Below are 24436 nucleotides of genomic sequence, written 5' to 3'. Positions count from 1 at the left end.
GGGCCTGGAGCAAGGCCCACCTGGAGCAAGGCCCGCCTGGAGCAAGGCCCACCTGGAGCAAGGCCCACCTGGAGCAGGGCCCACCCCTACGCGCTTCGCGCGCCCCTCAAGGGGCGACGCTGGCGGACCGGAAGAAAAGCCCACCCCTGGCGGCCTTTGGCCGCTCCCCTCAAGGGGCGACGCTGGCGGACCGGCGGAGCCGGATCCGCGGCGTCCTGGGTGGGGGACGGGTAAAATGGGTAGGTTTCGCCGGGGGTGGTGCGGCGTCCGTTTCGAGGATTCCCATGCGCGTTTCTTTCCTGCGCGGCGTGCTGGCGGCTGCGCTGCTGGCTGCCGCTGCGGCGGCCCGCGCCGATATTACGGTCGGCGTCGATCTCGCCACTACGGGCCCGGCCGCGGCGATCGGCATTCCGTCGAAGAACGTGGTGTTGATGTGGCCGCCCACGCTGGGCGGGCAGAAGGCGCGCTACGTGGTGCTGGACGACGGGTCCGATCCGACGCAGGCCGTGGCCAACGCGCGCAAGCTGATTGCGGAGCAGAAGATCGACGTGCTGGTCGGCCCCAACACGGCACCGGCCGCGCTGGCGGTGCTCGACGCGATCGCCGAGGGTGCCACGCCGATGGTGGCGCTGGCGGCCAACGCCACCATCGTGGAGCCACCCGGCGACGGCCGCCGCCGCTGGGCCTTCAAGATGCCGCAGAACGATTCGCTGATGGCCGGCGCCATCGTCTCGCACATGGCCGCGGCCGGCGTGCGCACGGTCGGCTTCATCGGCTTCGCCGATTCCTACGGCGAAAGCTGGTGGAAGGAATTTTCGCCACTGGCCGCCAAGGCCGGCATCAAGGTGGTGGCCAACGAACGCTACAACCGCACCGATACCTCGGTGGCCGGCCAGGCGCTCAAGCTGATGGCGGCGCGGCCCGATGCCGTGCTGGTGGCCGGCGCCGCCACGCCTGCGCTGCTGCCGCAGAAAGCCCTGGCCGAGCGCGGCTATCGCGGCAAGCTGTACCAGACCCATGGCATCGCCACGCCCGAATTCCTGCGGCTGGGCGGCAAGACGGTCGAAGGCACGCTATTTCCCACCGGCCCCGGCGTGGTCGCGCGCGACCTGCCCGATACGCACCCGGTCAAGAAGGTCGCGCTGGCATTCGCGGAGCGCTACGAGGCCCGTTTCGGCACGGGTTCTATCACCCAGTTCGCCGGCGACGCCTGGGGCGCATGGATGCTGCTCGACGGCGCCGCCCGCCGCGCGCTGGCCACCGGCGCCCGGCCCGGCACGCCCGCCTTTCGCGCGGCGCTGCGCGATGCGTTGGAATCGACCCGCGGCCTGATCGTGCCGAACGGCGTGCTGAACATCAGCGCAGCGGACCACCAGGGTTTCGACGAACGCGCGCGCGTGATGGGGATCGTGCGCGCAGGCCGCTTCAGGTATGAATGAGCTGGCTTAGCGCGGGGGATTCACCGCGTCGGGAACCTTCAGTTCGGGATGCACGATGTCGCCGCGCTCCAGGATGGGCTCGCCGTCCAGCGCGAGGCTGCAGCCGCGCAGCGGGATGTCCATGTGGCAGGCGGTATCGTTGCTGCCGCCCAGCTCGACGTTGGGTCCGGTGGAGAACAGCACGTTGCCATAGAACGACAGGGCGTTCATCACGTGCTCGCTGTCGAGGTGGCGCGTCGACTCGATGTGATGCCAGCGGGCGCGGTCGTTCATGCCCCAGCCGATGTGGGAGACCGCATAGGCGCGCGGATCGTGGAAGCTGGCGATGTAGGTGCGGATCAGGTCGGCGTCCATGCCGTCGCCGGCGATCTCGACGATGCAGCCGCGCTCGATCCGCAGCACCACCTGCGACTGCACGTAGCGCTTGAAGGCGGCCAGGATGTCGCCCGGCCGCAGCACCACGGTGCCGTCCACGCCGTCATCGTCGCCCTGCGTGAACACGAAGCCCGACGGAAAGTTGTCCCAGCGGCCCGGCTCGGCGGTATAGCCGTATTCGGACATCACGGGGTAGCTGCCCAGCCGGTAGGTGACGTCGGTGCCGGCCGGCGAAGTGATGCGCATGGTGCGCGCCTGCATCAGCAGTTCGCGGCCGCGTTCGACGCGGCGGGCCAGGTCTTCGGTCGGGAACATCTGCCTGAGCACGTGGAACGGTTCCATCACGCGCAGGATACGCACGCCGGCCGCCTGCAGCTCGGCCTGCTCGCGCGAGAACAGCAGGCCCACCAGGTCGATCACCATGTCGCACCTGGCGAGGGTTTCCAGCGCCACGCGATTGCCCACCAGCGGATGCCGGCCCTGCACGGCGGCCTGGTTGGGTTGTTCGCGCCGCACGTTCAGGTTGAAGGTGCCGGCGCCCAGCCGCGTGGCGGCGGCCATGAAGGCCTGGGCATAGTCGGCCCATTCGGCGCCGGCGCTCAGCACCGCCACCGTCTCGCCCGGCCGCACCCGGCACAGGGTGAGTTCCTGGATGAACAGCTCGACCATCTCGATGTCGATCGCCGGTTTGGTCACGGTTTCCTCACTGCAGTGCGACGCCCAGCACGCTGCCCAGCGCGCTCATGAAGGCGTCGATGTTTTCGGCCTGGAACTGGTGGGCCGCGCCCTTCAGCACCTCGATGCGCAAAGCGGGGTTGGCTGCGCGCAAGTCCGCCAGATCGCCGTCCTGGATGACGCCGCTCGCGCCGGCCGCCAGCAGCGAGGTGCGGACCGTGGCGCGGCGCAGGTCGTCGTAAGGGTCCTGGGCGTGGAAGTCGCGGTAGGCAACTTCGATCGCGCGCAGGTCGCAGGTGGCCAGCCATTCCGCCCGCAGGCGCAGCAGCGGCTCGGGCCATGGCGCGACGCCGGGGCTGCGCAGATAGGCCTCGCCTTCGCCCCGCAGGGCGGCCTGCACCATTTTCACCGAGCGCGCCATGTCGACTGGGTACGGCCGGCGGCCGGGCGCGCTGGCGGGCGGGTCCAGCAGCACCAGGTGGTTCACCGCGCCGGCGCCGCGCCGGGCCAGCCGCAACCCGATGCGGGCGCCCATCGAATGGCCGACCAGCGTGTAGCCGGACAGGCCCAGCGCGTGGGCGAAGGCCTCGACGTCGTCGGCGCAGGCGTCCAGGCCGTAGTCGAGGTGGGCGCCGCTTTCGGACAGCCCGCGGCCGCGCACGTCCAGCAAGTGGACGCGGAAATGCCTGGCCAGGCGGGTGCCGACGTGCAGCCAGAGCGCGGCGGGGCTCACGATGCCGGGCACCAGGACGAGCGGCGGCCCGTCTTCGCCCAGGCGGTAGTAATGCTGGCGGATGCCGTTGGCGCGCAGGTGGGCGCCGCAGGCCCAGGTGGGGAACACGAGCATGGTGGCGGGCTCCCGGTCAGAGCGCGACGATCGCCAGGATGACGGCCGCCGCCACGACGGTGGCGCCGGCGATCCAGGCGATGGGGACGTTCTTGCGAGGCGCCGGCGCGGCGGCAGGCGCCGGCACGGCCTCTGGCGCCGGCCGGCCGATCTGCGCCTGGAAGCGCTGGAAGAACTCGGCCGCGATCTTGGCCGCGACGCCTTCCACGAGGCGCGAACCGACCTGCGCCAGCCGGCCTCCCAGCTGGCCTTGCGCGGCATAGGCCAGCCTGGTCCGGCCGGGCGCCGCGTCCGACAGCGCGACCGCCACGCTACCCGCGGCGAATCCCGCCGCGCCGGCTTTGCCCTCCACCGTCAGGGTGTACGAGCTGCCGGGCACGATGTCGCCGAGCCGCATCGCCGCGTTCATGCGCGCCGACACCGGGCCCACCGCGGCGCGTACGGTCAGCTGGTATTCGCCGTCGCCGCTGCGCGCGATCCGTTCGCAGCCGGGAATGCAGGCCTGCAGCACCGCGGGGTCCATCAACGCCTCCCAGACTTCGTCGCGTCCCGCCTCGAGCGTGTATTCGCCGTTGACGTTCATGGTCTCCTTCCTTGTCGTTTCGCGCGCGGCGCGCAGGAGCGCGCCCAGATTGTTCATGGACATGGGCAGCCGCGTGATCGAGATGCCCTGCGCCGCCAGCGCGCGCGAGACGGCATTCGACAGCGCGGCGCCGGTGGCGATGATGCCGCCTTCGCCGGCGCCCTTGACGCCCAGCGGATTGCTGGGCGAGGGCGACAGCTCCAGCGTTTCGCCGTCGACGTTGGGGAAATCGGTGCTGGTCGGCAGCAGGTAGTCGGCGAAGCTGCCGGTCAGCATCTGGCCGTGCTCGTCGTAGACGAACTCGTCCAGGAAGGTGCCGCCCATGCCCTGCACGGCGGCGCCGATCGTCTGGCCGTGCACGATGGCCGGGTTGATCATCCGCCCGAGGTCTTCCACGCAGAAATACTTCAGCACGTCGACGCGCGCCGTTTGAGGATCGACGGCGACGTGGGCCAGCTGCACGCCGAAGGTGAAGGTGAGCCGGTCGTTGGCGAAGGCGCCGTCGGCCGAGAACGGTCCGCGCGCGTGGCCGGCGTGGGGCGGGATGCCGGCCGCGATGTCGGCGATGCCGGCGATGGCCTGTCCGGACGGGCCGGCGATCGTGCCATGGGCATAGCGCAGCGACTCGGCCGGCAGGCCGGACAGCTCCGCGGCGTGCTGCAGGAGTTTGTCGCGCATGGCCTCGGCCGCCCGCACCACCGCGCTGCCCGACATCACCGCCGACCGGCTGTGGTACGAGCCGAAGCCGCGGTCGAGCAGCGTGGTCGAGCCGTGGTGCACGCGGATCGTGTCGTAGGGCACCTGCAGCGCGTCGGCCAGCACCTGGGCCATCGAGGTTTCGTGCCCCTGGCCCGCGCTCGACGCGCCGACGTACAGGTCGAAGCCGCCGCCGCGGCGCAGTTCGAGCCGGGCATGCTCGGCCGGCCCGCCGCCGGTCGATTCGACGAAGCAGCCCATGCCGACGCCATGGTAGCGGCCGTCGATCAGCCGGCCGTCGTTGGCCGCCAGTTCGGCGTAGCCGAACTTTTCCAACGCGTGGCGGAACACTTCGGGATAGTTGCCCGAGTCGTACACCGTGGGCCCCATGCCGGGCACCAGCGCGCCCGCGTCGTAGGGCATGGCCTCGGGCGGGATCAGGTTGCGGCGCCGGAACTCGGCCGGGTCCAGGCCCAGCCGGGCGGCGGCGATGTCGACCAGCCGCTCGCGGAAGAAGGTGGTTTCGTAGCGGCCCGGCCCGCGATAGGTGCCGGACGGCGTCTTGTTGGTGACCACGGCCAGCACGTCGAAATCGGTGGCGGCGATGCGGTAGGGGCCGGCCAGGAACTGCGCGCCCTTGCCGGGCATGACGCCGGAATTGGTGCGCACGTAGGCGCCGATGTCGGCCACCAGCCGGCCCCGCATGCCGAGCATGCGTCCCTGCGCGTCGACCGCGAGTTCGAGCTCGCAATGCATGTCGCGCGAATGGTTCAGGGCCTGCAGGCTTTCGCGCCGGTCTTCGATCCACTTGACCGGCCGCCCCAGTTGCCGGGCGACGAAGGGCACCAGGAAGTCCTCGGGATAGAAGTCGCCCCGCACGCCGAAGCTGCCGCCGACGTCGACCTCGATCATCTCGATCAGGGCGGCGTCCAGCCCCAGCATGCCGGCCAGGATGGCGCGGTTGGCGAACGGCACCTTGGCCACGCCCCATATCCGCAGCCGCCCGGCGGCTTCGTCCCATTCGGCCACCAGCCCGCGCGTTTCCAGCGGCGTGGCGCTGTGGCGGTGCACGTAGAAGCGGTCGCCGATCACCAGGTGGGCATCGCGGAACGCGGCCTCGCAATCGCCGTAACCCGTCCGGTAGTGGGTCGCGGCATTGCTGCCTTGCGCCGGATGCAGCAGCGTCGCGCCTTCGATGGCCTGCTGCGCGTCGACCACCGCCGGCAGCGTTTCGCAGTCGACGTAGACCAGTTCGGCCGCGTCTTCGGCCAGATAGCGGTCTTCGGCCACGACCACGGCCACCGGCTCGCCCACGTAGCGCACGCGATCGGTGGCGATGGGCAGTTGGGCGTAGTTCTCCATGCCGGGCAGCGGGCAGACGCGCTGCGGGATCGGCTTGAGGAAGGGCTCGAAGTCGCTGCCGCGGTAGACCGCCAGCACGCCCGGCATGGCGCGCGCCTCGTCGTCGTGGATGCCTTTGATCAGGGCATGGGCCACCTGGGCGCGGACCACCACCGCGTGGACCATGCCGGGCCGCCGCACGTCGTCCACGTAGGTGCCGCGCCCGGTGGCGAACCGGGCCGATTCGCGGCAGGTCAGGGCGGCGCCGATGAGCGGCGCGTTCATGGGGCTTCCCCGGCCGGCCCGTCCTGCGCGGCGGCGAGCACCGCTTCGACGATCGGGACGTAGCCGGTGCAGCGGCAGATGTTGCCCGACAGCGCTTCGCGCGCCTGTTGCGCGGTGGGCCGCGGCACGCGCCGCAGGAAGGCGTCGGCGGTCAGGATCATGCCGGGCGTGCAGAAGCCGCATTGCATCGCGTGGTGCTCGCAGAACCGCCGCTGCAGCGGCGTCATGCCGCCGGCCGGCGCCAGGCCCTCGATGGTCGTGACCCGCCGGCCGTTGGCCTGCGCCGCGAACATCAGGCAGGCCCGCACCGGATCGCCGTCCAGCTGCACCGTGCAGGCGCCGCAGACGCCGTGCTCGCAGCCGACGTGGGTGCCGGTCAGCGCCAGCCGCTCGCGCAGGAAATCGGCCAGCGTCAGCCGTGCCTCGACGCGCGCGCGCACCGGTTCGCCGTTGACGTCGAAGGCCAGTTCCACCTGGTCCTGCGCCGTCAGTTCGATCTGTTCTTGCATCATGTCCACTCCTGCGGATCCGGCTGGATCGCCCGCCGCAGCGCGCGGGCGACCACGGCCTCGATCAGGTCCACCCGGTAGTCCGCCGAGGCGTGCAGGTCGGAGCGCGGCTCGATGGCCGAGCGCGCGAAAAAGCCGATCTCGTCGCAGGCCTCGGCATCGACCCGGCGGCCCAGCAGGCGCTCGCCGAGCGCGCGCAATACTACCGGCGTGTCGGCCACGCCGAACACGACGATGCGGGCCGCATGGCAGATGCCGTCGGCGGTGCCGTCGAGCAAGGCGATGGCGCCGGCCAGCGCGAAGTCTCCCGTGCGGCGGGCGATTTCGCAGAAGCCCCAGCGGCGCCCCGCCGGCCACGGAGGAAAGGCGACCCGGGCCAGGATCTCGCCCGGCTGCAGCGCGGTGGTATAGACGCCCTGGGTGAAATCGGCCGCCGGCACGTCGCGCGGCCCGTTCGCGCCGGCCACGGTCACGACCGCGTCCAGCGCGACGCAGACCGCGGCCCATTCCGCGGCCGGATCGGCATGCGCCAGGCTGCCGCCCAGCGTGCCGCGGTAGCGGACCTGCGCATGCGCCACATGGGCCATGACGGCGGGGATGAGCGGATGGCTGCGTGCCACGGCGGCGCTGTGCTCGAAATCGGCATGGCGCGCCATCGCGCCGGCCTCGAGGCCGCCGTCGGGCCGCAGCGCGATGCCGCGCAGGGCGGGGATGTTGCCCAGGTCGACCAGCACCTCGGGCGCGGCCAGGCGGAAGTTCATCGCCGGGATCAGGCTCTGGCCGCCGGCCAGCGGCCGGGCCATCTCGCCGTGTCCGGCAAGCAGCGCGAGCGCAGCGTCGAGCGTGGCGGGCGAAGCATAGGAGAAACGGCTGGGTTTCATCGGGAGGGGCGCAGGCGGTGGCGGCGCGGGACGGTCCCGCGCCTGGGCTCAATCTACCTTGATCCCGGCGGCATCGGCGATCGGCCGGAACAGGTCGATCTCGCGCTTGAAGCGCGCCGCCGTTTCCTCGGGCGATCCGCCCTCGGGTTCGACGCCCATCTTGGCCAGGCGTCCGCTGATTTCGTCGGAATGCAGCACGGCGTGGATCTGCTCCTGCAGGTACGTCACGATCTCGCGGCTGGTGCCCTTGGGCGCGGCCGCCGCCGAGAACAGCGAAAAGTCGAAGCCCTTGATGCCGGACTCGGCGATGCTCGGGACCTGGGGCAGGATCGGGTTGCGCTTGGCCGAGGTCACGGCCAGCGCCTTGGCCTGGCCGGAATTCACCAGCGGCACGGCGGGCGCGATGTCGGCGCTGAGCAGCTGGATGTCGCCGGCCATCAGGGCCTGCCCGGCCAGCGCGGTGCCTTTGTACGGGATCTGCGAGAGCGTGATCTTGGCCTGCGAGGCGAAGTATTCGGTGGGCACCTGGAACGAGGCGCCGGCCGAACCGTAGTTCAGCGTGCCCGGGTTCTTCCTGGCGTAGGCGATCAGCTCGGGCAGCGTGGACACCGGCAGCTTGGGATTGGCCAGCAGCACGATGGGGTAGGAGCCGAGGATGGTGATGGGTTCGAAATCTTTGACCGGATCGTAGGGCAGCTTGTTGTAGGTGATCGGGTTGAACACCATCGGGCCGCTGCCGCCGATCAGCAGCGTCTGGCCGTCGGGCTCGGAGCGCGCCACGAATTGCGCGGCCAGGATGCCGCTGGCGCCGGCCCGGTTTTCCACCACCACCTGCTGGCCGATACGCTCGGAAAGCTTGGCGGCGACCAGGCGGGCGACGATGTCGGTGCCGCCGCCCGGCGCGAACGCCACGATGAACCTGACCGGATCCTTGGGATAGCCGTGCGGACCGTTGCCGGCCTGGACCCCCGTCGCCGCCGCTGCCAGCAGGCTACCCAATGCCACGCGCGAAACCATTGCCTTGAACATGAAATCCCCCTCGTTCGTAAATGCTTCGATCGTCAAACAGGTACTTGCGTCGCGTCGTACCGGAACAGCCAGTCGTAGCGTTGCCTGACCTTGTCCGGCGCCCATTCGCGCGCCACGTATTGCTCCGCGGCCTGCGGCCGGCTCAGTTCGTCGTTGTGGAAGCGCCCCAGGTTGTCGGCCGAGCGGTTGACGATGAGCGTGGTGCGCTCGACGCGCGCCTGCTCGTAGCGCCGCAGCGCCTGCTCCACGTCGGCGTGGTCGCGCAGCGCGCGCGCCAGCACCAGGCCGTCCTCGATCGCCATGTTGGCGCCCTGGGCCAGGTAGGGCAGGGTGGCGTGGCAGGCGTCGCCCAGCAGCGAGACCCGGCCCCGCGACCATTGCTGCAGCGGCGTGCGCAGGAACAGCGCCCATTTGTACGGGGTGTCGATGTTGCGCAGCATGGCCTGGATGTCTTCGTGCCAGCCGGCGTAGTCGGCCAGCAGTTCTTCGCGCGTGCCGACTTCGGTCCACGACTCGCCGCGCCAGTCGTCGCGCTCGACGTGGCCGACGAAATTGAGCAGCGTGCCGCTGCGAACCGGATAAGTGATGACGTGCCCCCCCGGGCCTACCCAGTTGACGCCGACCGGCCGCCGCAGATGCGCGGGCAGCCTGGCCACATCGATGATGCCGCGCCAGCACACGCCACCGGTGAATTGCGGGGCGTCGGGGCCGAACAGCGCCTTGCGGATGGCCGAGTGCAGGCCGTCGGCGCCGATCAGCACGTCGCCGCGAACGGTTTCGCCGTTTTCGAGCTGCAGCGTGACGCCGCCGGCATCCTGCGCCAAGCCGCGGCAGCGCGCGTTGATGCGCGCCGCGCCGGGCTTGAGGGCCTGCACCGCGGCCAGCAGCACGGCGTGCAGGTCGGCCCGGTGCATCATCAGGTAGGGCGCGCCGTAGCGCTCGACCGATTCGGCGCCCAGGTCGAACAGCGGCCAGGTGCGGCCCGTATCCCAGATGCGGATTTCCTTGGCGTCGGCGTTCACGGCCAGCCGGTCGACCTCGGCCCGCAATCCCAGTTCGTACAGCACGCGCACCCCGTTGGGGCCGAGTTGGACGCCGGCGCCGATCTCTTTCAGTTCGCTCGCCTGCTCGAACACCGAAACGTCGATCCCGCGGCGCAGCAGCGCCAGCGCCGCGACCAGGCCGCCGATGCCGGCGCCGGCGATCAATACGTGCAAGTTCTTGCTCATCGTGAGGTTCCGGGCCGGGTCAGGTGGGCGAGCCGGACAGCAGGTCGAGCGCGCGCGCGGTCGACATGACGTCCGCATACTTGCTGTTCATGTCGAACAGATTGACCGCGTGGGACACCTGCGAGCGGTCGTAGACGGCCTCGTGCGGGACGACGATCTGGTAGCCGTACGAGGACGCGTCCACCACCGAGGCCCGCACGCAGCCGCTGGTGGTGCAGCCGGTGACGTAAAGAGTGTCGACCTTCTGCTGCAGCAGGTGGCTGATCAGCGCGGTGCCGAAAAAGGCGCTGGCGTGGTGCTTGGGCAGCAGGATGTCGTCGGGCCGCGGCGCGGTTTCCTCGACGAAGGCATAGCCTTCGGGCGGGATCGACATGATGGCCGGCATCTTGTCGGCGAAGCGCTGACCGTCGTGGCGGCCCTTGGGGGCGACGTGGGGATAGATGACGGGCAGGCCGCGGGCGCGGAAGGCGGCCAGCAGGCGGGCGATGTACGGCACCGCTCGCCAGCCGAACTCGCCGCAGCTGGTGGGGTATTGCCCGATCGATTCGGCGATCGGCGCCGGCGCGTGGCCCATCGACCGGTATTGCACGTCGATGACCAGCAGCGCGGCGCGGCCGGGCCTGACGCTGGCGGTGCCCAGGCCGGCGGCGGCGTACAGCGCCAGTTCATGTTCGGGAATCACGCCGGCCCACGGCGCGCTTGTTTCTGGAGTCGTATTCATCTTCGTGTTTCCACCCGGCGCGAGCCGGGTCGTCTGCCTCTGGTCCGTTGATTCTGATTTCAGAACGTAATTCTGCTGTGTAGAATATTGTGGTGTCAATACGGTCCGGCACGCATGCCGGGCTGATAAAATGCCTGCCCTTCTCCAGCGAAGACTTACATGACGGAAAAAAATGAAGGGGTCGCGTCGGTCGAACGGGCGCTCGCCATCCTCAACGTTTTCCAGCACAACGACGACGCGCTGACGCTGCATGAAATCGCCAATCGCACCGGGCTGTACAAAAGCACCATCCTGCGCCTGCTCGCCTCCCTGCTCCGGTTCCGCTGCGTCCAGCAATTGCCGGACGGCCGCTACCAGCTCGGCCACGCGGTGCTGCACTGGGGCAGCGTCTACCAGGCCTCGCTGCGCCTGGAAGACATCGTGGTGCCCGTGCTGAGCGACCTTGCCGACCAGACGGGCGAAGGCGCGTCGTTCTTCCGCCGCGAGGGCGACGTGCGCCTTTGCCTGTTCCGCATCGACTCGCAGCGTTCGATCCGCGACCACATGCACGCCGGCGACATCCTGCCGCTGCAGACCGGCGCGGCCGGCCGCGTGCTGCTGGAGTTCGACCCCTCGGTGCCGAAGCTGCCGCGCGCCGCGGTCATCGTGACCATCGGCGAGCGCGAACCCGACATCGCGGCGGTGGCCGCGCCGGTGTTCGGCGCCGGCCGGGCACTGCGCGGCGCGGTCGCCATCTCGGGCCCGGCCTCCCGCTTCAAGCGCGAGGCGATCGGGCGCTTCTCGCAGTCGGTGCGCGCCGCGGCCATCGAGCTGACGCGCCGGTTCGGCGGCGACGAGGCGGTGTTCGAGGCGCTGGCCTGAGCGCCCGCCCCGGCGCCGCTCATTCGGTCTTGATGCCCGCTGCGTCGATGACTTTCCGGTAGGCGGCGGCCTCGTCCCGCATGAAGGCGCCGAACTCCGCGGGTGTATTGCCCACCACCTCGAAGCCCTGTTGCACCAGCTTGTCGTGCACGGCGGGCTGGCGCAGGATGGCGGCGACCGTTTCCTGTATCTTGCCGACCACCGCGGGCGGCGTGCCGGCCGGCGCCACCAGGCCGTACCAGGAGCCGGTTTCCAGCTGCGCATAGCCGGCCTCCTTCAGCGTGGGAATGTCGGGCCTGAGCGCTGAGCGCGACGCGGTCAGGATGGCCAGCGTCTTGACCTTGCCCGCCTGCGCATAGGGCAGGACTTCGGGCAGGTTGCCCATGGTGAACGAAACCTGGCCCGCGACCACGTCGGTCAGGGCCGGCGCCTGCCCGCGGTACGGAACGTGGGTGGCTTCGATGCCGGTGGCGCGCTTGAACATTTCGCCGCCCAGGTGCGACATCGTTCCCGTGCCGCCGGAGGAATAGGTGAGGCGGCCCGGCTGCCGCTTCGAATAGTCGGCCAGCTCCCGCACCGAATTCACCGGCAGGCCGGTGCTGGCGGTAACCACGAAGGGCACCGATCCAAGCAGGCTGACGGCGGCGAAATCCTTGAACGCGTCGTAGGGCATGTCCTGCCTGAGCAGGGTATTGGCCACGAAGCTGTTGGCCACGGCGGCCAGCGTATAGCCGTCGGGGGCGGCCTTGGCCGCGGCGTTCAGGCCGATCATGCCGCTGGCGCCGGCGCGGTTGTCCACCACCACCGGGACATTCCACCGCTCGCCCATCTGCTGCGCGACGGTGCGTACCAGCGCATCGAGGCTGCCGCCCGGCGGAAAGGGCACGATGATCTGCACCGGCCTGACCGGGTAGGCCTGGGCGAAGGCGCCGGCGCAGGCGGCAAGCAGCGCGAGGCCGGCCAGCGTGCCGGCCGCGCGCGAATGGCGGGCGGTCGTGGTCTTGGGAACATCCGGTTTCATGGCGGCCTCGTCGGGAGTGGAGCGGGGAGGATAGCTATTCAAGAATATTCTTTTAGACAGAATGTGATTCTTGTGTGCGGAATCATCTTAGGACCTAAGCGCCTTGCTTGGCAATAGCCAGCGCCATGGATGAGCAGCAAAAAGACCTGCTTCAGTACGCGCGCGCATGGCGATACATGGCGTGACGTAACCAAGTGGTGCATGCGTCACGCTGCGCCACGGGGAGTGTTTGCTCCGCCTCACATAATTTTTCCCAGTGCCCGCGCGTCGCGGGCCACCAAGGGAGAGCGATCGATGGCGGCGAAATGGATGACGGTGGGGGTGCTGGCCGCGGCCAGCGGCGCGGCGGCGACGGCGTCGGCGCAGGAGGTCTATCTAAAGGGCGGTTTCCTGGGCCTGGGCGTGGGGTATGCGCAGTCGGTGAACGAGCGGTTCGGATGGCACGCCGATCTCAGTACGATCGGCAGTCCCCATCGCAATCGAACCTCGGGCGACCTGACCTACGCGGCCACGCTCAAGGCCAACCAGGCGGGCGCCTACGTCGATTGGTTCCCGTTCGCCAACGGTTTCCGCGTGACGGCCGGCCTGCACGTGCGCAAGCTCGCGGTCGAAGGCGACGGCACGCCCGATGACGATGGCACCATCACGGTCAACGACACCACCGTTCCGTACGGGCCGGGAGACGACTTGCGGGCCTCGGTCAAATTCCCCGACGTCGCGCCCTACCTGGGCGTGGGCTGGGGCTTGAACGATACCGGCCGCAAGGGCTGGGGTTTCGTGTTCGACGCCGGCGTGACCTTCGGCAAGCCCAAGACGCGCATCAGCGTCAGCGACGCGCTATATGCCAGGCTCGATGCGGCGGCGCGGGCCGAAGGCACCACGGCCGATGCCGAGATCGAGGCGCAGCGCCGGCAGATCGCCGACGACGCAGACGATTTCAAGGTGTGGCCGCAGGTCTACGTCGGCGTGTCTTATCGATTCTGATGTGCGCATCGGCCGTGCGGCGCAGGCGTCCTCCGGACGTCTCGCCGCCGAGCCGTCGCGTTGCCTATTGCCGGCCCGTGCTGCCGAAACCGCCGGCGCCGCGAGCCGAGCCTTCGAAGTCGTCGACCACGTTGAACGCCACCCGGGCCACCGGCACGATCACCATTTGCGCCAGGCGTTCCAGCGGCTGCAGCACGAACGGCTCGGCGCCGCGGTTCCAGGTCGACACCATCAGCTGGCCCTGGTAGTCGGAATCGATCAGGCCGACCAGGTTGCCCAGCACGATGCCGTGCTTGTGGCCCAGCCCCGAGCGCGGCAGGATCACGGCCGCATAGCCCGGATCGGCCAGGTGGATCGCCAGCCCGGTCGGCACCAGCACGGTCTGGCCCGGCGCGATGGTCATGGCCTCGTCCAGGCAGGCGCGCAGGTCCAGCCCGGCGGAGCCGGCCGTCGCGTAGGCGGGCAGGTAGTCCCGCATGCGGGCATCGAGGATCTTCAGGTCGACGGATTTCATGGATCGGGGTTCAGCGGCGCGGGGCGCCGCGGCGGGTGGGAACGAAAGGAGGCAGGGGAAGGGACGGCAGCGACTGCGCGCCGCGCACGCGGGCCAGGCCGCGCCGGAACAGCAGCACGGCGATGATGGCCAGGAAGGCGAAGCGCGCCAGCGCCGACGGAGCCGGCGGCCAGGCGCGGACGAAGTCGGAGACCAGGCCGGCCAGCGCCAGGAAGACCACGATGACGGCCAGCGCCATCTGGCCGAAACCGCGGGTGGCGGCCGATCCCTGGCTGGCCAGCGTGGCCGGCGCCGCGTCGGCCGGCCGGGCGGGCGCCGGCGTCGATGCCGGCGCCGGCGACGAGTCGGGCCATGGCCAGCTGTTGCCGGCGACTTCGCTGTCCGCCCATTGCCCTTCGGAGCGGCGCGTCGCGGGCTGGGCGGTGCCGGTGGTGGGCGTGTCGAAGGGCGACGGCCGGACGCTGCCGGGCCGCGGGCTTGCGGCCGTCTGCGCGCCGGCGGCGGGTTGGCCGAAGGGCGAAGGCTGTGCGCCCGTGCCGGGCCCCGTATCGAACGACGCGGGCTCCGCGCCCCGCTCGCCGGTGGGCAAGGGCGCGAAGATCGCGCCGCGCGCGCCCGGCTGCGCCGTCTTGCCGGGCTGGTTGCCGCCGCCGTTGACGAGGCGTTCGACGTAGCTGGCGTAGTCGCCGTTGCGGGGTTCGCTCTCGAAGAACATGGCAGCCTCCGTGGGGATAAGCGTCAGGGCAATCGGCGCGCGATCTGCGCCACCAGTTCGCGGGCCGCCGCCAGCTTGGGCTGGCGGGCCAGCGGATGCATGCCGTCGGCGTCGAACAGGATCAGCGTGGTGTCGTCGGCGCCGAGCGCGTCCTGCGCGCGGTTGGCCACCAGCAGCGGGATGCCCTTGCGTTCGCGCTTGGCCATGGCGTGGCGTTCCAGCTGTTCGGTTTCGGCGGCGAAGCCCACGCAGTACGGGCCGCCGGGCAGGCGCGCCACGGCGGCCAGGATGTCGGGATTCTCGACGAAGTCGAGCGCCGGCGGCATGCCCGACGCCGTCTTCTTGATCTTTTCCGCGCTGACCGTCTTGATGCGCCAGTCGGCCACCGCCGCCACCGCGACGAATACGTCGGCGCGCGGCGCGTCGGCCATCACCGCGTCGTACATCTGCTGCGCGGTGGCCACGTCCACGCGCCGCACGCCGCGCGGCGCCGGCAGCGCGGTGGGGCCGGACACCAGCGTGACGTCGGCGCCGGCCTCGGCCGCCGCCCGCGCCACCGCGTAGCCCATCTTGCCCGACGACAGATTGGTCAGCACCCGCACCGGATCGATCGGTTCGCTGGTGGGGCCGGCGGTAATGAGCACGCGCCGGCCGCGCAGCGGCTTGGGCTGCAGGAAGGCGATCAGGTCCTGCAGGATCTCGGCCGGTTCCAGCATGCGGCCGGAGCCGACTTCGCCGCAGGCCTGGTCGCCCGCGGCCGGGCCCAGCAGTTCGACGCCGTCGGCGCGCAATTGCGCCGCGTTGCGCTGCGTGGCCGGGTTGTTCCACATCTCGCGGTTCATGGCCGGCGCCAGCAGCAGCGGACAGGCGCGCGCCACGCACAGGGTGGCCAGCAGGTCGTCGGCCAGGCCGTGGGCCAGGCGCGCCATGAAATCGGTGCTGGCCGGCACCACCAGGATGGCATCGGCGCCGCGGCTCAGATTGATGTGCGCCATGTTGTTGGGCACCCGCGCGTCCCACTGGTCGGTGAACACCGGCCGGCCCGCCAGCGCCTGGAAGGTGACCGGCGTGACGAAACGCGTGGCGGCCTCGGTCATCACCACGTCGACCGTGGCGCCGTGGTCCATCAGGCGGCGCACCAGTTCGCAGGCCTTGTAGGCGGCGATGCCGCCGGTCACGCCGACGACGATCCGTCTTCCGTTGAGCTCCAGCATGCGGCGGTCTTCCCCAGAGAGGCTAGCGCGATCGCCTGACGCGCAGCAGTTCGTCCAGCACCAGCATAACCGCTCCGACCGTGATCGCCGAGTCGGCCACGTTGAAGGCCGGGAAGAACCAGCCGCGGTAGTGCGCGAGGATGAAGTCGACCACGTGGCCGTGCAGCAGGCGGTCGATCACATTGCCCACCGCGCCGCCCAGGATTAGCGCGAGCGCCCAGGCGAACAGCCGCTGGTGGCCGTGGCGCGCCAGCATCCATACGATGACCACCGCCACCACCAGCGCCAGCGCGGTGAAGAACCAGCGCTGCCAGCCGGCGGCGCCGGCCAGGAAGCTGAAGGCGGCGCCGCGGTTGTAGACCCGCGTCAGGTCGAGCACCGGCAGCAGCTCCATCCGGTGGCCGTAGGCGAAGGTACGGTCGATCACGATCTTGGTGAGCTGGTCCAGCACCACCACCACGCCGGCGATCATCAGCCATACCGACAGCCGGCTGCCTCCGCGCGCGGCCATCAGGCGGCCTCGCGCGGTTCGCCCACGCCCGACAGGTTGGCCACGCAGCGGCCGCAGATCTGCGGCTGGGCCGGGTCGATGCCGACGTCGGCGCGCCAGTGCCAGCAGCGCTCGCACTTGGCGTGCGCCGAAGGCGCGACGTCGACCCGCAGCGCGCCGTCGGCGGCCGGCAGCACGCCGCAGCGCGACACGATGAAGACGAAGCGCAGGTCGTCGCCCAGGCTGCGCAGCAGGGAAAGGTCCGGCTCGGGGGCGTGGATGTCGATCTCGGCCTGCAGGGAAGAGCCGATGCCGCCGGCGGCGCGCACTTCTTCCAGGCGGCGCGTGACCTCGGCGCGCAGCTGGCGCAGGCGGTCCCACTTGGCGATCAGTTCCGCCGCGTCGGCCTGCACCGGCACCTGGTGGAAGAGCTCGGTGAAGATGGTGGCCGCGCCCGGCCTGACCAGCGCCCAGGCTTCCTCGGCGGTGAACGACAGGATCGGCGCCATCAGCCGCAGCAGGGTCTGGGTGACGTGCCACAGCGCGGTCTGCGCCGAGCGGCGCGCCTTGCTGGCGGGCGCAGTGGTGTACAGCCGGTCTTTCAGGATGTCGAGGTAGAAGGCGCCCAGGTCTTCGGAACAGAAGGTCTGCAGCCGGGCCGCCGCCGGATGGAATTCGTAGCGGTCGTACAGCGCCTGCACTTCCTCCTGCATCTGCGCCGTCATCGCCAGCGCGTAGCGGTCGATCTCGAACAGCGCCTCGGGCGCCACCGCCTGCGTGGCGGCGTCGAAATCGCTGACGTTGGCCAGCAGGAAGCGCAGCGTGTTGCGGATGCGGCGATAGCTTTCCACCACCCGCTTGAGGATCTCGTCGGAGATCGACAGCTCGCCCGAATAATCGGTGCTGGCCACCCACAGCCGCAGGATCTCGGCGCCCAGCGTGTCGGACACCTTCTGCGGCACGATGGTGTTGCCGAGCGACTTGCTCATCTTGCGGCCCTGGCCGTCGACCACGAAGCCGTGCGTGAGCAGGCCCTTGTACGGCGGCGTGCCGTTGAGCATGCAACTGGTCAGCAGCGAGGAGTGGAACCAGCCGCGGTGCTGGTCGGAGCCTTCCAGGTACAGGTCGGCCGGCCAGGCCGACTGCGAGGCGTGCGAACCGCGCAGCACCGTCTGGTGGGTGGTGCCGGAGTCGAACCAGACGTCCAGCGTGTCGCGGTTCTTCTCGTAGTGGTCGGCCTCAATGCCCAGCAGCTCGCGCGGGTCCAGCGCCTGCCAGGCCTCGATGCCGCCGGCCTCGATGCGCTGCGCCACCTGCTCGATCAGCTCCACGGTGCGTGGATGCAGCGCGCCGGTTTCCTTGTGCACGAAGAAGGCCATCGGCACGCCCCACTGGCGCTGGCGCGACAGCGTCCAGTCGGGCCGGTTGGCGATCATCGCGTGCAGCCGCGCCTTGCCCCAGGCGGGGAAGAAGCGGGTGGCCTCGACGCCGGCCAGCGCGCGTTCGCGCAGCGTGCCGCCGCCCTCGCGGGGCTGCACGTCCATGCCGGCGAACCACTGGCTGGTGGCGCGATAGATGATCGGCGTCTTGTGGCGCCAGCAATGCATATAGCTGTGGCGGTGCTTTTCCGCCTTCAGCAGCGAGCCGGCGGCGGCCAGCGCGTCGACGATCTTCGGGTTGGCGTCCCAGATCGACAGGCCGCCGAACAGCGGCAGCGAGGCGGCGTAGCGGCCGTCGCCCAGCACGGGCGACAGGATGGCGTCGTCGGACAGGCCGTTGGCCTTGCAGATCGCGAAGTCTTCCACGCCGTAGGCCGGCGCCGCGTGGACCACGCCGGTGCCGGTGTCGAGCGTGACGTAGTCGGCCGGGTAGACCGGCGACAGGCGGTCGTAGCCGGCGTCGGCCCTGGCCAGCGGATGGCGGAAGGCGATGCCGGCCAGCGCCGCGCCCTTGCAGCTGGCCACCACCTCGCCTTGCAGGCCCCACGATTGCAGGCAGGCCTCGACGCGGTCGCGCGCCACGATCAGCAGGGTGCCCCAGGGCTGCGGCGCGGCCACGCGCACCAGCGCGTAGTCGAACTCGGGGTGCAGGTTCAGCGCCTGGTTCGACGGGATGGTCCACGGGGTGGTGGTCCAGATCACGATCGCGCCGTCTTCGTCGATGGCCGGCAGCCCGAAGGCGCGCGCCAGCGCGGGCTTGTCGGCGAAGGCGAAGGCGACGTCGATGGCCGGATCGGTGCGGTCGGCGTATTCGACCTCGGCCTCGGCCAGCGCCGAGCCGCAGTCGAAGCACCAGTTGACCGGCTTCAGGCCGCGGAACACGAAGCCTTTTTCCAGGATCTTGCCCAGCGCCCGCAGCTCGTCGGCCTCGTTGCGGAAGTTCATCGTCAGGTAGGGGTCGTCCCAGTCGCCCAGCACGCCCAGCCGCTTGAAGTCGGCCTTCTGGCGCTCGACCTGGGCGGCCGCGTAGGCGCGCGCCTTGGCCTGCACTTCGGACACCGGCAGGCCCTTGCCGTACTGCTTTTCGATCTGGATCTCGATCGGCATGCCGTGGCAGTCCCAGCCCGGCACGTAGGGGGCGTCGAAGCCGGCCAGCGTGCGCGCCTTGACGATGATGTCTTTCAGGATCTTGTTGACGGCGTGGCCGATGTGGATGTCGCCGTTGGCGTAGGGCGGGCCGTCGTGCAGCACGAAGCGCGGGCGGCCGGCGCTGGCCTGGCGGATGACCTGGTACAGGTGCTTTTCCTCCCAGGACTTGACCCAGCCGGGTTCGCGTTTGGCCAGGTCGCCGCGCATCGGGAACGGCGTGTCGGGGAGGTTCAGGGTTTTCTTGTAGTCCATGGAGGCAGATAAATCGACGTCGGCCCCGGCTGCGGGGCGGTCAGGCAGGCGTGGATGGCTTGCGCGATGGTGGGCGCGGCGCAGGCGCCGCCCACCGCTTCAAATTCGGTCGGTGGCCGACGTTGCGAGGTCGATCTGGCCCAGATGGCTGGCGGCGAAGTAGGCGCGGGCCTGGCGCGCGTCTTCGTCGATCGCCGCGGTGAGGGTGGGCAGATCGACGAATTTTTCTTCGTCGCGGAGTTTTTTCAGGAATTCCACCTGTACGAGTTTACCGTAAGCGTCGCCGCTGAAATCCAGCAGGTGTACTTCCAGCAGCACGCGGCCGCTGTCGTCTACCGTCGGGCGCACGCCCAGGCTGGCCACGCCGGCCAGCGGCCGGGCAGCCAGGCCCTGCACCTGCACCACGAAAATGCCAGACAGCGCCGGGTTGCGGTGCGGAATGCGCAGGTTCAGCGTGGGGAAGCCCAGCGTGCGGCCCAGCTTCTGGCCGTGGATGACGTGGCCCGACACGCTGTAGCGGCGGCCCAGCAGCTCGGCGGCGCGGTCGAGGTCGCCGGCGGCCAGCGCGGCGCGGATGGCCGAGCTGGAAATGCGCTGGCCGTGGTCGGTGACGGAATCGAGCGACTCCACCACGAAGCCGCCGCGCGCGGCGTTGGCGCGCAACAGGTCGATGTCGCCGGTGCGGCGCGCGCCGAAGCGGAAATCGTCGCCCACCAGCAGCCAGCGGGCGTGCAGGCCTTGCACCAGCAGGCGGTCGATGAATTCCTGCGCCGGCATGCCGGCCAGCCGGCTGTCGAAGCGTTCCACCACCACGTGCCGCATGCCGGCCTGCGCCAGCGCGCACAGTTCGTCGCGCAGCGCGGCGATGCGGGTGGGCGCCAGTTCGGGCCGGTTGTGCAGCCGGGCGAAGAATTCGCGCGGATGCGGCTCGAACGTCATCACGGTAGGGATCAGGCCGTGGGTGTCGGCGGCCCGGCGCACCCGCGCCAGCATGGCCTGGTGGCCGCGGTGCACGCCGTCGAAATTGCCGATCGCCAGCGCGCAGGGGCCGCGCAGCGCCGGCGGCGGCAAGCCGCGGAACACGCGCAGCGCGGCGCGCGCAGCGGGAACGGAAGTGGGGTCGGGCTTCAAGCGGCTGCCGTCGAAGGATGGGCTAAAACATTGAATTATAGGAGTTTTTCGGCCTTTCGCAGAGGCGCGATGCTACAATCCGGCGATGACGATATCGCCTTTCCCGTCTGCCCGGCCGTGCCGCCTGGTCGTCCTGATTTCGGGGCGGGGCAGCAATCTGCAATCCATCGCCGAAGCCTGCCGTACGCGCGGCTGGCCGGCCGAAATCCGCGCCGTGATCGCCAACCGCCCCCAGGCCGCCGGCCTGCAGTGGGCCGCCGGCCACGGCATCCCGACCCGCGTGGTGTCGCACCGCGACCACGCCGACCGCGCCGCGTTCGACGCCGCGCTGGCGCGCGAAATCGACGCCTTCGAACCCGATTACGTCTTGCTGGCCGGCTTCATGCGCATCCTGACCGACGGCTTCGTCGGCCATTACGCCGGCCGGCTGGTCAACATCCATCCCTCGCTGCTGCCGCTGTTCCCGGGGCTGGAAACCCATAAGCAGGCGCTGGAGGCCGGCGTGCAGGTGCACGGCTGCACCGTGCATTTCGTCACGCCCCGGCTCGACCACGGCCCCATCATCGCCCAGGGCGTGGTGCCGGTGCTGGCCGGCGACACCGAAGCCGCGCTGGCCGAACGCGTGCTTACGGTCGAGCACCGTGTCTATCCGCTGGTCGTGCGCTGGCTGGCCGAAGGCCGGGTGCGGCTCGACGGCGACCGGGTGCAGGTGGAAGGCTGCCCGCAGCGCACGATCGGCGTCGAGCCGCCGGCCGGCCCGGCCGTGGCCGCCGGTGGAGCCGCCGCATGACGCCGCGCCGGCCAACCGGCCCTCGCGGGGCGGCGATCGGCCGTCTTCGCCGGCCAGGCGCCAGGCGGAACCGCGCGGCGCCGCGCCGCGCGATGGCGCCCCGCGGCCTTCGCCGAACCGGCCGTCCGCGCATCGCGGCCCTGCATCGGGCGACGGCCCCCGGCGGCCCGCATCGGCCGGCCACCCCGCCGCGGCCCGCATCGACCAGGTGCGTTCGGCGCTGGGCGAGATCCTGCAATGGGCCGGCCCGGCCGACCAGGTGCTGTCGCGCTGGTTCCGCGAACATCCCCGGCTGGGCGGGCGCGACCGCGGCGACGTGGCCGAGGCGGTGTACGACGTGCTGCGCCACCTGCGCCGCTACCGCCACGTGGCAGAGGGCGGGCGCGGCGCCGCCACCCGCCGGCTGGCCATCCTGGGCCTGGCCGCCACGCTCGGCGCCGATGCGCTGCGCCCCGCGCTGGCCGACGACGAAGCCGACTGGCTGGAACGCGTCGGCGCCATCGCGCCCGAATCGCTGCCGCGCGAAGTGCGGCTCAGCGTGCCCGACTGGCTGGCCGAGGCGCTGGCCATCGAGCCCGACAGCGACGCGCTGTTCGAGGCGCTCAACCGCGCGGCCCCGCTCGACATCCGCGTCAACCCGATGAAGGCCGAGCGCGACGCCGTGCTGGCCGAACTGCGCGCCGCCGACGGCGCGCCGCGCGCCGAGCCCACGCCGTATTCGCCGTTCGGCATCCGCCTGCAGGGCCGGCCGGCATTGAACCGCTGGCAGCGCTTCACCGATGGCAGCATCGAGGTGCAGGACGAAGGCAGCCAGCTGCTGGCGCTGCTGGTGGCGCCGCGGCGCGGCGAGATGGTGATCGACTTCTGCGCCGGCGCCGGCGGCAAGACGCTGCTGCTGGGCGCGCTGATGCGCTCCACCGGCCGCCTGTACGCCTTCGACGTTTCCCAGGCGCGGCTGGCCCGGCTCAAGCCGCGCCTGGCGCGCAGCGGTTTGTCGAACGTGGTACCGGTAGTGATCGCCAACGAGAACGACCCGCGCGTCAAGCGGCTGGCGCGCAAGGCGCATCGCGTGCTGGTCGATGCCCCGTGCAGCGGGGTCGGCACGCTGCGCCGCAACCCCGACCTGAAATGGCGGCAAAGCCCCGAAAGCGTGTCCGACCTCTGCCTGACGCAACGCAACATCCTGGCCGCCGCCGCCCGCTGCGTAGCCCCCGGCGGCCGGCTGGTGTATGCCACCTGCAGCGTGCTGCGGGTCGAGAACGAAGACCAGGTCGAGCACTTCCTGGCCACCCATCCCGATTTCGAGCTGTTGCCGGCCGGCGACATCCTGGCCGAACGCGCCGCGCCGCCGGGGCTGGCCGGCCCCTACCTGAAGCTGCGGCCCGACGTCCACGGCAGCGACGGTTTTTTCGCCGCGGCCCTGCAGCGGCGGCTGTCGCCCGCGCCGGCCCAGGCCGCCCAGGCGGCGGTGGCGCTGCCGGAGCCGGACGCCGAACAGGCGCAGGACGAGCCCGGGCCAGGCGCCGATCTGCTGTCCGAGCCGCTGGATTCGACGGATGGCGATCTCCAGGCTTGATCTGCCTTGATCTGCCTCAATGTACCCCTGTATGCATCAGGGATATTCCTCCGTACAATTTCTTTGCACGCAGAAGACAATTCCAATTGTCCGCCATGCCGCAGGAGCGGGTTTCCCCTGGGGAACCCCGAGCCTGCATTGCTTCTCCAACGCCTCGGGTAGAAAAACGGGGTCGCGGAGCGCGGCTTGGTCTAAACTTCCCGGCGCCCCGGGCTTTCCTCGCGGAAAGAGCGGAGCGCGGAACGCGCCGCTACGAGCCCGGCGCGTTTCGGGTACATGGCTCGGTATGCAGGCGGCGCCGCGGGGCGTGGCCTGTCCCGGGGGCTTCCCCCTTGAGCCGACGGCGGATCCGCCGCGCGGCCCGTGAGGTAGTATGGATTTCCTGCTTTCGTTTCTGTCCAATGGCCTGGCCGACGCCTCCTGGTGGCAGATCATCGCATTCACCCTGGTGGCCACCCACGTCACCATCCTCGCCGTTACGATCTACCTGCATCGTTCCCAGGCCCACCGCGGCCTCGACCTGCATCCCGCGGTCGCCCATTTCTTCCGCTTCTGGCTGTGGCTGACCACCGGCATGGTCACCAAGGAATGGGTCTCCATCCACCGCAAGCACCATGCGCGCTGCGAGCGCGAAGGCGATCCGCATTCGCCCATGGTGTTCGGCATCGGCAAGGTGTTCTTCCAGGGCGCCGAACTGTACCGCGCCGAGGCCAGCAACCCCGAAACGCTGGAAAAATTCGGCCACGGCACGCCCAACGACTGGGTCGAGCGCAACGTCTACTCGCGCTTCACGTGGCAGGGCGCCGGCCTGATGATGATCATCGACGTCCTGCTGTTCGGCGCCATCGGGTTGACGGTGTGGGCCGTGCAGATGATCTGGATCCCGTTCTGGGCCGCCGGCGTGGTCAACGGCATCGGCCACTACTGGGGCTACCGCAACTACGCCAGCCCCGACACCAGCCGCAACGTGTTCCCCTGGGGCATCGTGATCGGCGGCGAAGAACTGCACAACAACCACCACGCCTATGCGTCGTCGGCGCGCTTTTCCACCAAGTGGTACGAGTTCGACCTGGGCTGGTGGTACATCCGCCTGTTCGAAGTCCTGGGCCTGGCCAAGGTCAAGAAAGTGGCGCCGAAGGTGCGGCTGCATCACAGCAAGCCGGCGGTAGACCTGGAAACGCTGCAGGCCGTCATCACTCACCGCTACGAAATCATGGCGCGCTATGCCGACGTGCTCAAGCATGTATGCCACGACGAGATCCAGCGCCTGAAGGCCGCCAGCGACTCCACCCAGGCCGCGGTGCTGGCGCGCGTGCGCGCGCTGCTGCACCACGACGAGGTGCCCGATGCCCATCGCTCCGAGGTCGACACCGTGCTGGCCGACCATCGCTCGCTGGCCCTGCTGGTCGAGATGCGGCGCGAACTGGCCAAGATCTGGGACCGTTCCAGCGCCTCCAGCGAGCAGCTGATGCGCGACCTGCAGGACTGGTGCAACAGGGCCCAGCAGAGCGGCATCGCGCGGCTCGAGGAATTCTCGGCGCGGCTGCGCAGCTACGCGGCCTGAAGCGGCCAGGGCCGGATCAAAGAGAGCCTGCGGGCTCTCTTTTTTTCGTCCATGCCGACGAGACTGCCATGCCCGGGCACGGCGCGCAATTGGCCACGGCGGCGGATGCATTGCAGCAATTACGCC

General features: G+C 70.4%; 21 protein-coding genes. 6 read left to right on the top strand and 15 right to left on the bottom strand.

Translation table 11 applies throughout. The features are described 5' to 3' along the window. Window positions 1–284: 284 nt before the first annotated feature. The gene (locus ABD927_RS19180; protein ID WP_345251454.1) at window positions 285–1439 is read left to right on the top strand and encodes an ABC transporter substrate-binding protein; all 1155 of its coding nucleotides are present in this window, start codon (window positions 285–287) and stop codon (window positions 1437–1439) included. A 6-nt stretch (window positions 1440–1445) separates the two neighbouring features. Here the strand turns inward: ABD927_RS19180 and ABD927_RS19175 are convergent, their stop codons facing one another. Genes ABD927_RS19175 through ABD927_RS19140 form a run of 8 tightly spaced genes read right to left on the bottom strand, consistent with a single transcriptional unit; the run spans window position 1446 to window position 10610 of the window. Continuing rightward, on the bottom strand, window positions 1446–2510 hold the full coding sequence (locus ABD927_RS19175; RefSeq protein ID WP_345251453.1) for a 2,5-dihydroxypyridine 5,6-dioxygenase NicX family protein: 1065 nt from the start codon (window positions 2508–2510) through the stop codon (window positions 1446–1448). Window positions 2511–2517: 7 nt separating this feature from the next. Then, window positions 2518–3336, bottom strand: coding sequence for an alpha/beta fold hydrolase (locus ABD927_RS19170; RefSeq protein ID WP_345251452.1), 819 nt, complete (start codon window positions 3334–3336; stop codon window positions 2518–2520). A gap of 16 nt (window positions 3337–3352) precedes the next feature. Further along, on the bottom strand, window positions 3353–6241 hold the full coding sequence (locus ABD927_RS19165) for a molybdopterin cofactor-binding domain-containing protein (RefSeq protein WP_345251451.1): 2889 nt from the start codon (window positions 6239–6241) through the stop codon (window positions 3353–3355). Next, a complete protein-coding gene (locus tag ABD927_RS19160; protein WP_345251450.1) occupies window positions 6238–6753 on the bottom strand; it encodes a (2Fe-2S)-binding protein in 516 nt (171 codons plus the stop codon). Before ABD927_RS19160 ends, ABD927_RS19165 begins: the two co-directional genes overlap by 4 nt. After that, window positions 6750–7631, bottom strand: a complete 882-nt coding sequence (locus ABD927_RS19155; RefSeq protein ID WP_345251449.1) for an FAD binding domain-containing protein — start codon at window positions 7629–7631, stop codon at window positions 6750–6752. Before ABD927_RS19155 ends, ABD927_RS19160 begins: the two co-directional genes overlap by 4 nt. Before the next feature lie 48 nt (window positions 7632–7679). Next, on the bottom strand, window positions 7680–8660 hold the full coding sequence (locus ABD927_RS19150; RefSeq protein ID WP_345251448.1) for a Bug family tripartite tricarboxylate transporter substrate binding protein: 981 nt from the start codon (window positions 8658–8660) through the stop codon (window positions 7680–7682). Window positions 8661–8692: 32 nt separating this feature from the next. Next, on the bottom strand, window positions 8693–9889 hold the full coding sequence (locus ABD927_RS19145; protein ID WP_345251447.1) for an FAD-dependent monooxygenase: 1197 nt from the start codon (window positions 9887–9889) through the stop codon (window positions 8693–8695). 19 nt (window positions 9890–9908) lie between these two features. After that, the gene (locus tag ABD927_RS19140; RefSeq protein ID WP_345251446.1) at window positions 9909–10610 is read right to left on the bottom strand and encodes an isochorismatase family protein; all 702 of its coding nucleotides are present in this window, start codon (window positions 10608–10610) and stop codon (window positions 9909–9911) included. Window positions 10611–10769: 159 nt separating this feature from the next. Between ABD927_RS19140 and ABD927_RS19135 the strand changes: the two genes are divergently transcribed. Further along, window positions 10770–11471, top strand: a complete 702-nt coding sequence (locus tag ABD927_RS19135) for an IclR family transcriptional regulator (RefSeq protein WP_345251445.1) — start codon at window positions 10770–10772, stop codon at window positions 11469–11471. A 19-nt stretch (window positions 11472–11490) separates the two neighbouring features. Here the strand turns inward: ABD927_RS19135 and ABD927_RS19130 are convergent, their stop codons facing one another. Continuing rightward, a complete protein-coding gene (locus ABD927_RS19130; protein ID WP_345251444.1) occupies window positions 11491–12492 on the bottom strand; it encodes a tripartite tricarboxylate transporter substrate binding protein in 1002 nt (333 codons plus the stop codon). A 294-nt stretch (window positions 12493–12786) separates the two neighbouring features. On the opposite strand from ABD927_RS19130, the gene ABD927_RS19125 reads away from it, so the two are divergent. Beyond that, entirely contained in the window at window positions 12787–13476 is a 690-nt protein-coding gene (locus ABD927_RS19125; protein WP_345251443.1) for a hypothetical protein, read from the top strand. A 64-nt stretch (window positions 13477–13540) separates the two neighbouring features. Here the strand turns inward: ABD927_RS19125 and dut are convergent, their stop codons facing one another. The 6 genes from dut to ABD927_RS19095 form a co-directional block, all read right to left on the bottom strand. After that, entirely contained in the window at window positions 13541–13990 is a 450-nt protein-coding gene (dut, locus tag ABD927_RS19120; RefSeq protein WP_345251442.1) for a dUTP diphosphatase, read from the bottom strand. A 10-nt stretch (window positions 13991–14000) separates the two neighbouring features. Beyond that, a complete protein-coding gene (locus ABD927_RS19115; RefSeq protein ID WP_345251441.1) occupies window positions 14001–14705 on the bottom strand; it encodes a phage holin family protein in 705 nt (234 codons plus the stop codon). Between the two features lie 23 nt (window positions 14706–14728). After that, complete coding sequence (gene coaBC / locus ABD927_RS19110; RefSeq protein ID WP_345251440.1) at window positions 14729–15919, bottom strand: bifunctional phosphopantothenoylcysteine decarboxylase/phosphopantothenate--cysteine ligase CoaBC; 1191 nt, start codon at window positions 15917–15919, stop codon at window positions 14729–14731. Between the two features lie 22 nt (window positions 15920–15941). After that, complete coding sequence (gene lspA, locus ABD927_RS19105) at window positions 15942–16430, bottom strand: signal peptidase II (RefSeq protein WP_345251438.1); 489 nt, start codon at window positions 16428–16430, stop codon at window positions 15942–15944. Then, window positions 16430–19249, bottom strand: coding sequence for an isoleucine--tRNA ligase (ileS, locus tag ABD927_RS19100; RefSeq protein WP_345251437.1), 2820 nt, complete (start codon window positions 19247–19249; stop codon window positions 16430–16432). Before ileS ends, lspA begins: the two co-directional genes overlap by 1 nt. A 99-nt stretch (window positions 19250–19348) precedes the next feature. Beyond that, complete coding sequence (locus ABD927_RS19095) at window positions 19349–20338, bottom strand: bifunctional riboflavin kinase/FAD synthetase (RefSeq protein WP_345251487.1); 990 nt, start codon at window positions 20336–20338, stop codon at window positions 19349–19351. A gap of 127 nt (window positions 20339–20465) precedes the next feature. Here ABD927_RS19095 and purN point away from each other — a divergent pair, with 127 nt between their 5' ends. The 3 genes from purN to ABD927_RS19080 all read left to right on the top strand — a co-directional run bounded on the left by purN (window position 20466) and on the right by ABD927_RS19080 (window position 24310). After that, the gene (purN, locus tag ABD927_RS19090) at window positions 20466–21170 is read left to right on the top strand and encodes a phosphoribosylglycinamide formyltransferase (protein ID WP_345251436.1); all 705 of its coding nucleotides are present in this window, start codon (window positions 20466–20468) and stop codon (window positions 21168–21170) included. 208 nt (window positions 21171–21378) lie between these two features. Beyond that, on the top strand, window positions 21379–22746 hold the full coding sequence (locus ABD927_RS19085; RefSeq protein ID WP_345251435.1) for an RsmB/NOP family class I SAM-dependent RNA methyltransferase: 1368 nt from the start codon (window positions 21379–21381) through the stop codon (window positions 22744–22746). Between the two features lie 373 nt (window positions 22747–23119). Next, complete coding sequence (locus tag ABD927_RS19080; RefSeq protein ID WP_345251434.1) at window positions 23120–24310, top strand: DesA family fatty acid desaturase; 1191 nt, start codon at window positions 23120–23122, stop codon at window positions 24308–24310. Window positions 24311–24436 lie beyond the last annotated feature (126 nt).

It is taken from the genome of Pigmentiphaga soli (assembly GCF_039541095.1).
GTDB lineage: Bacteria > Pseudomonadota > Gammaproteobacteria > Burkholderiales > Burkholderiaceae_B > Pigmentiphaga > Pigmentiphaga soli.
Note: the sequence above shows the minus strand (reverse complement) of the source record. Positions and strands in the feature narration are given on the sequence as shown.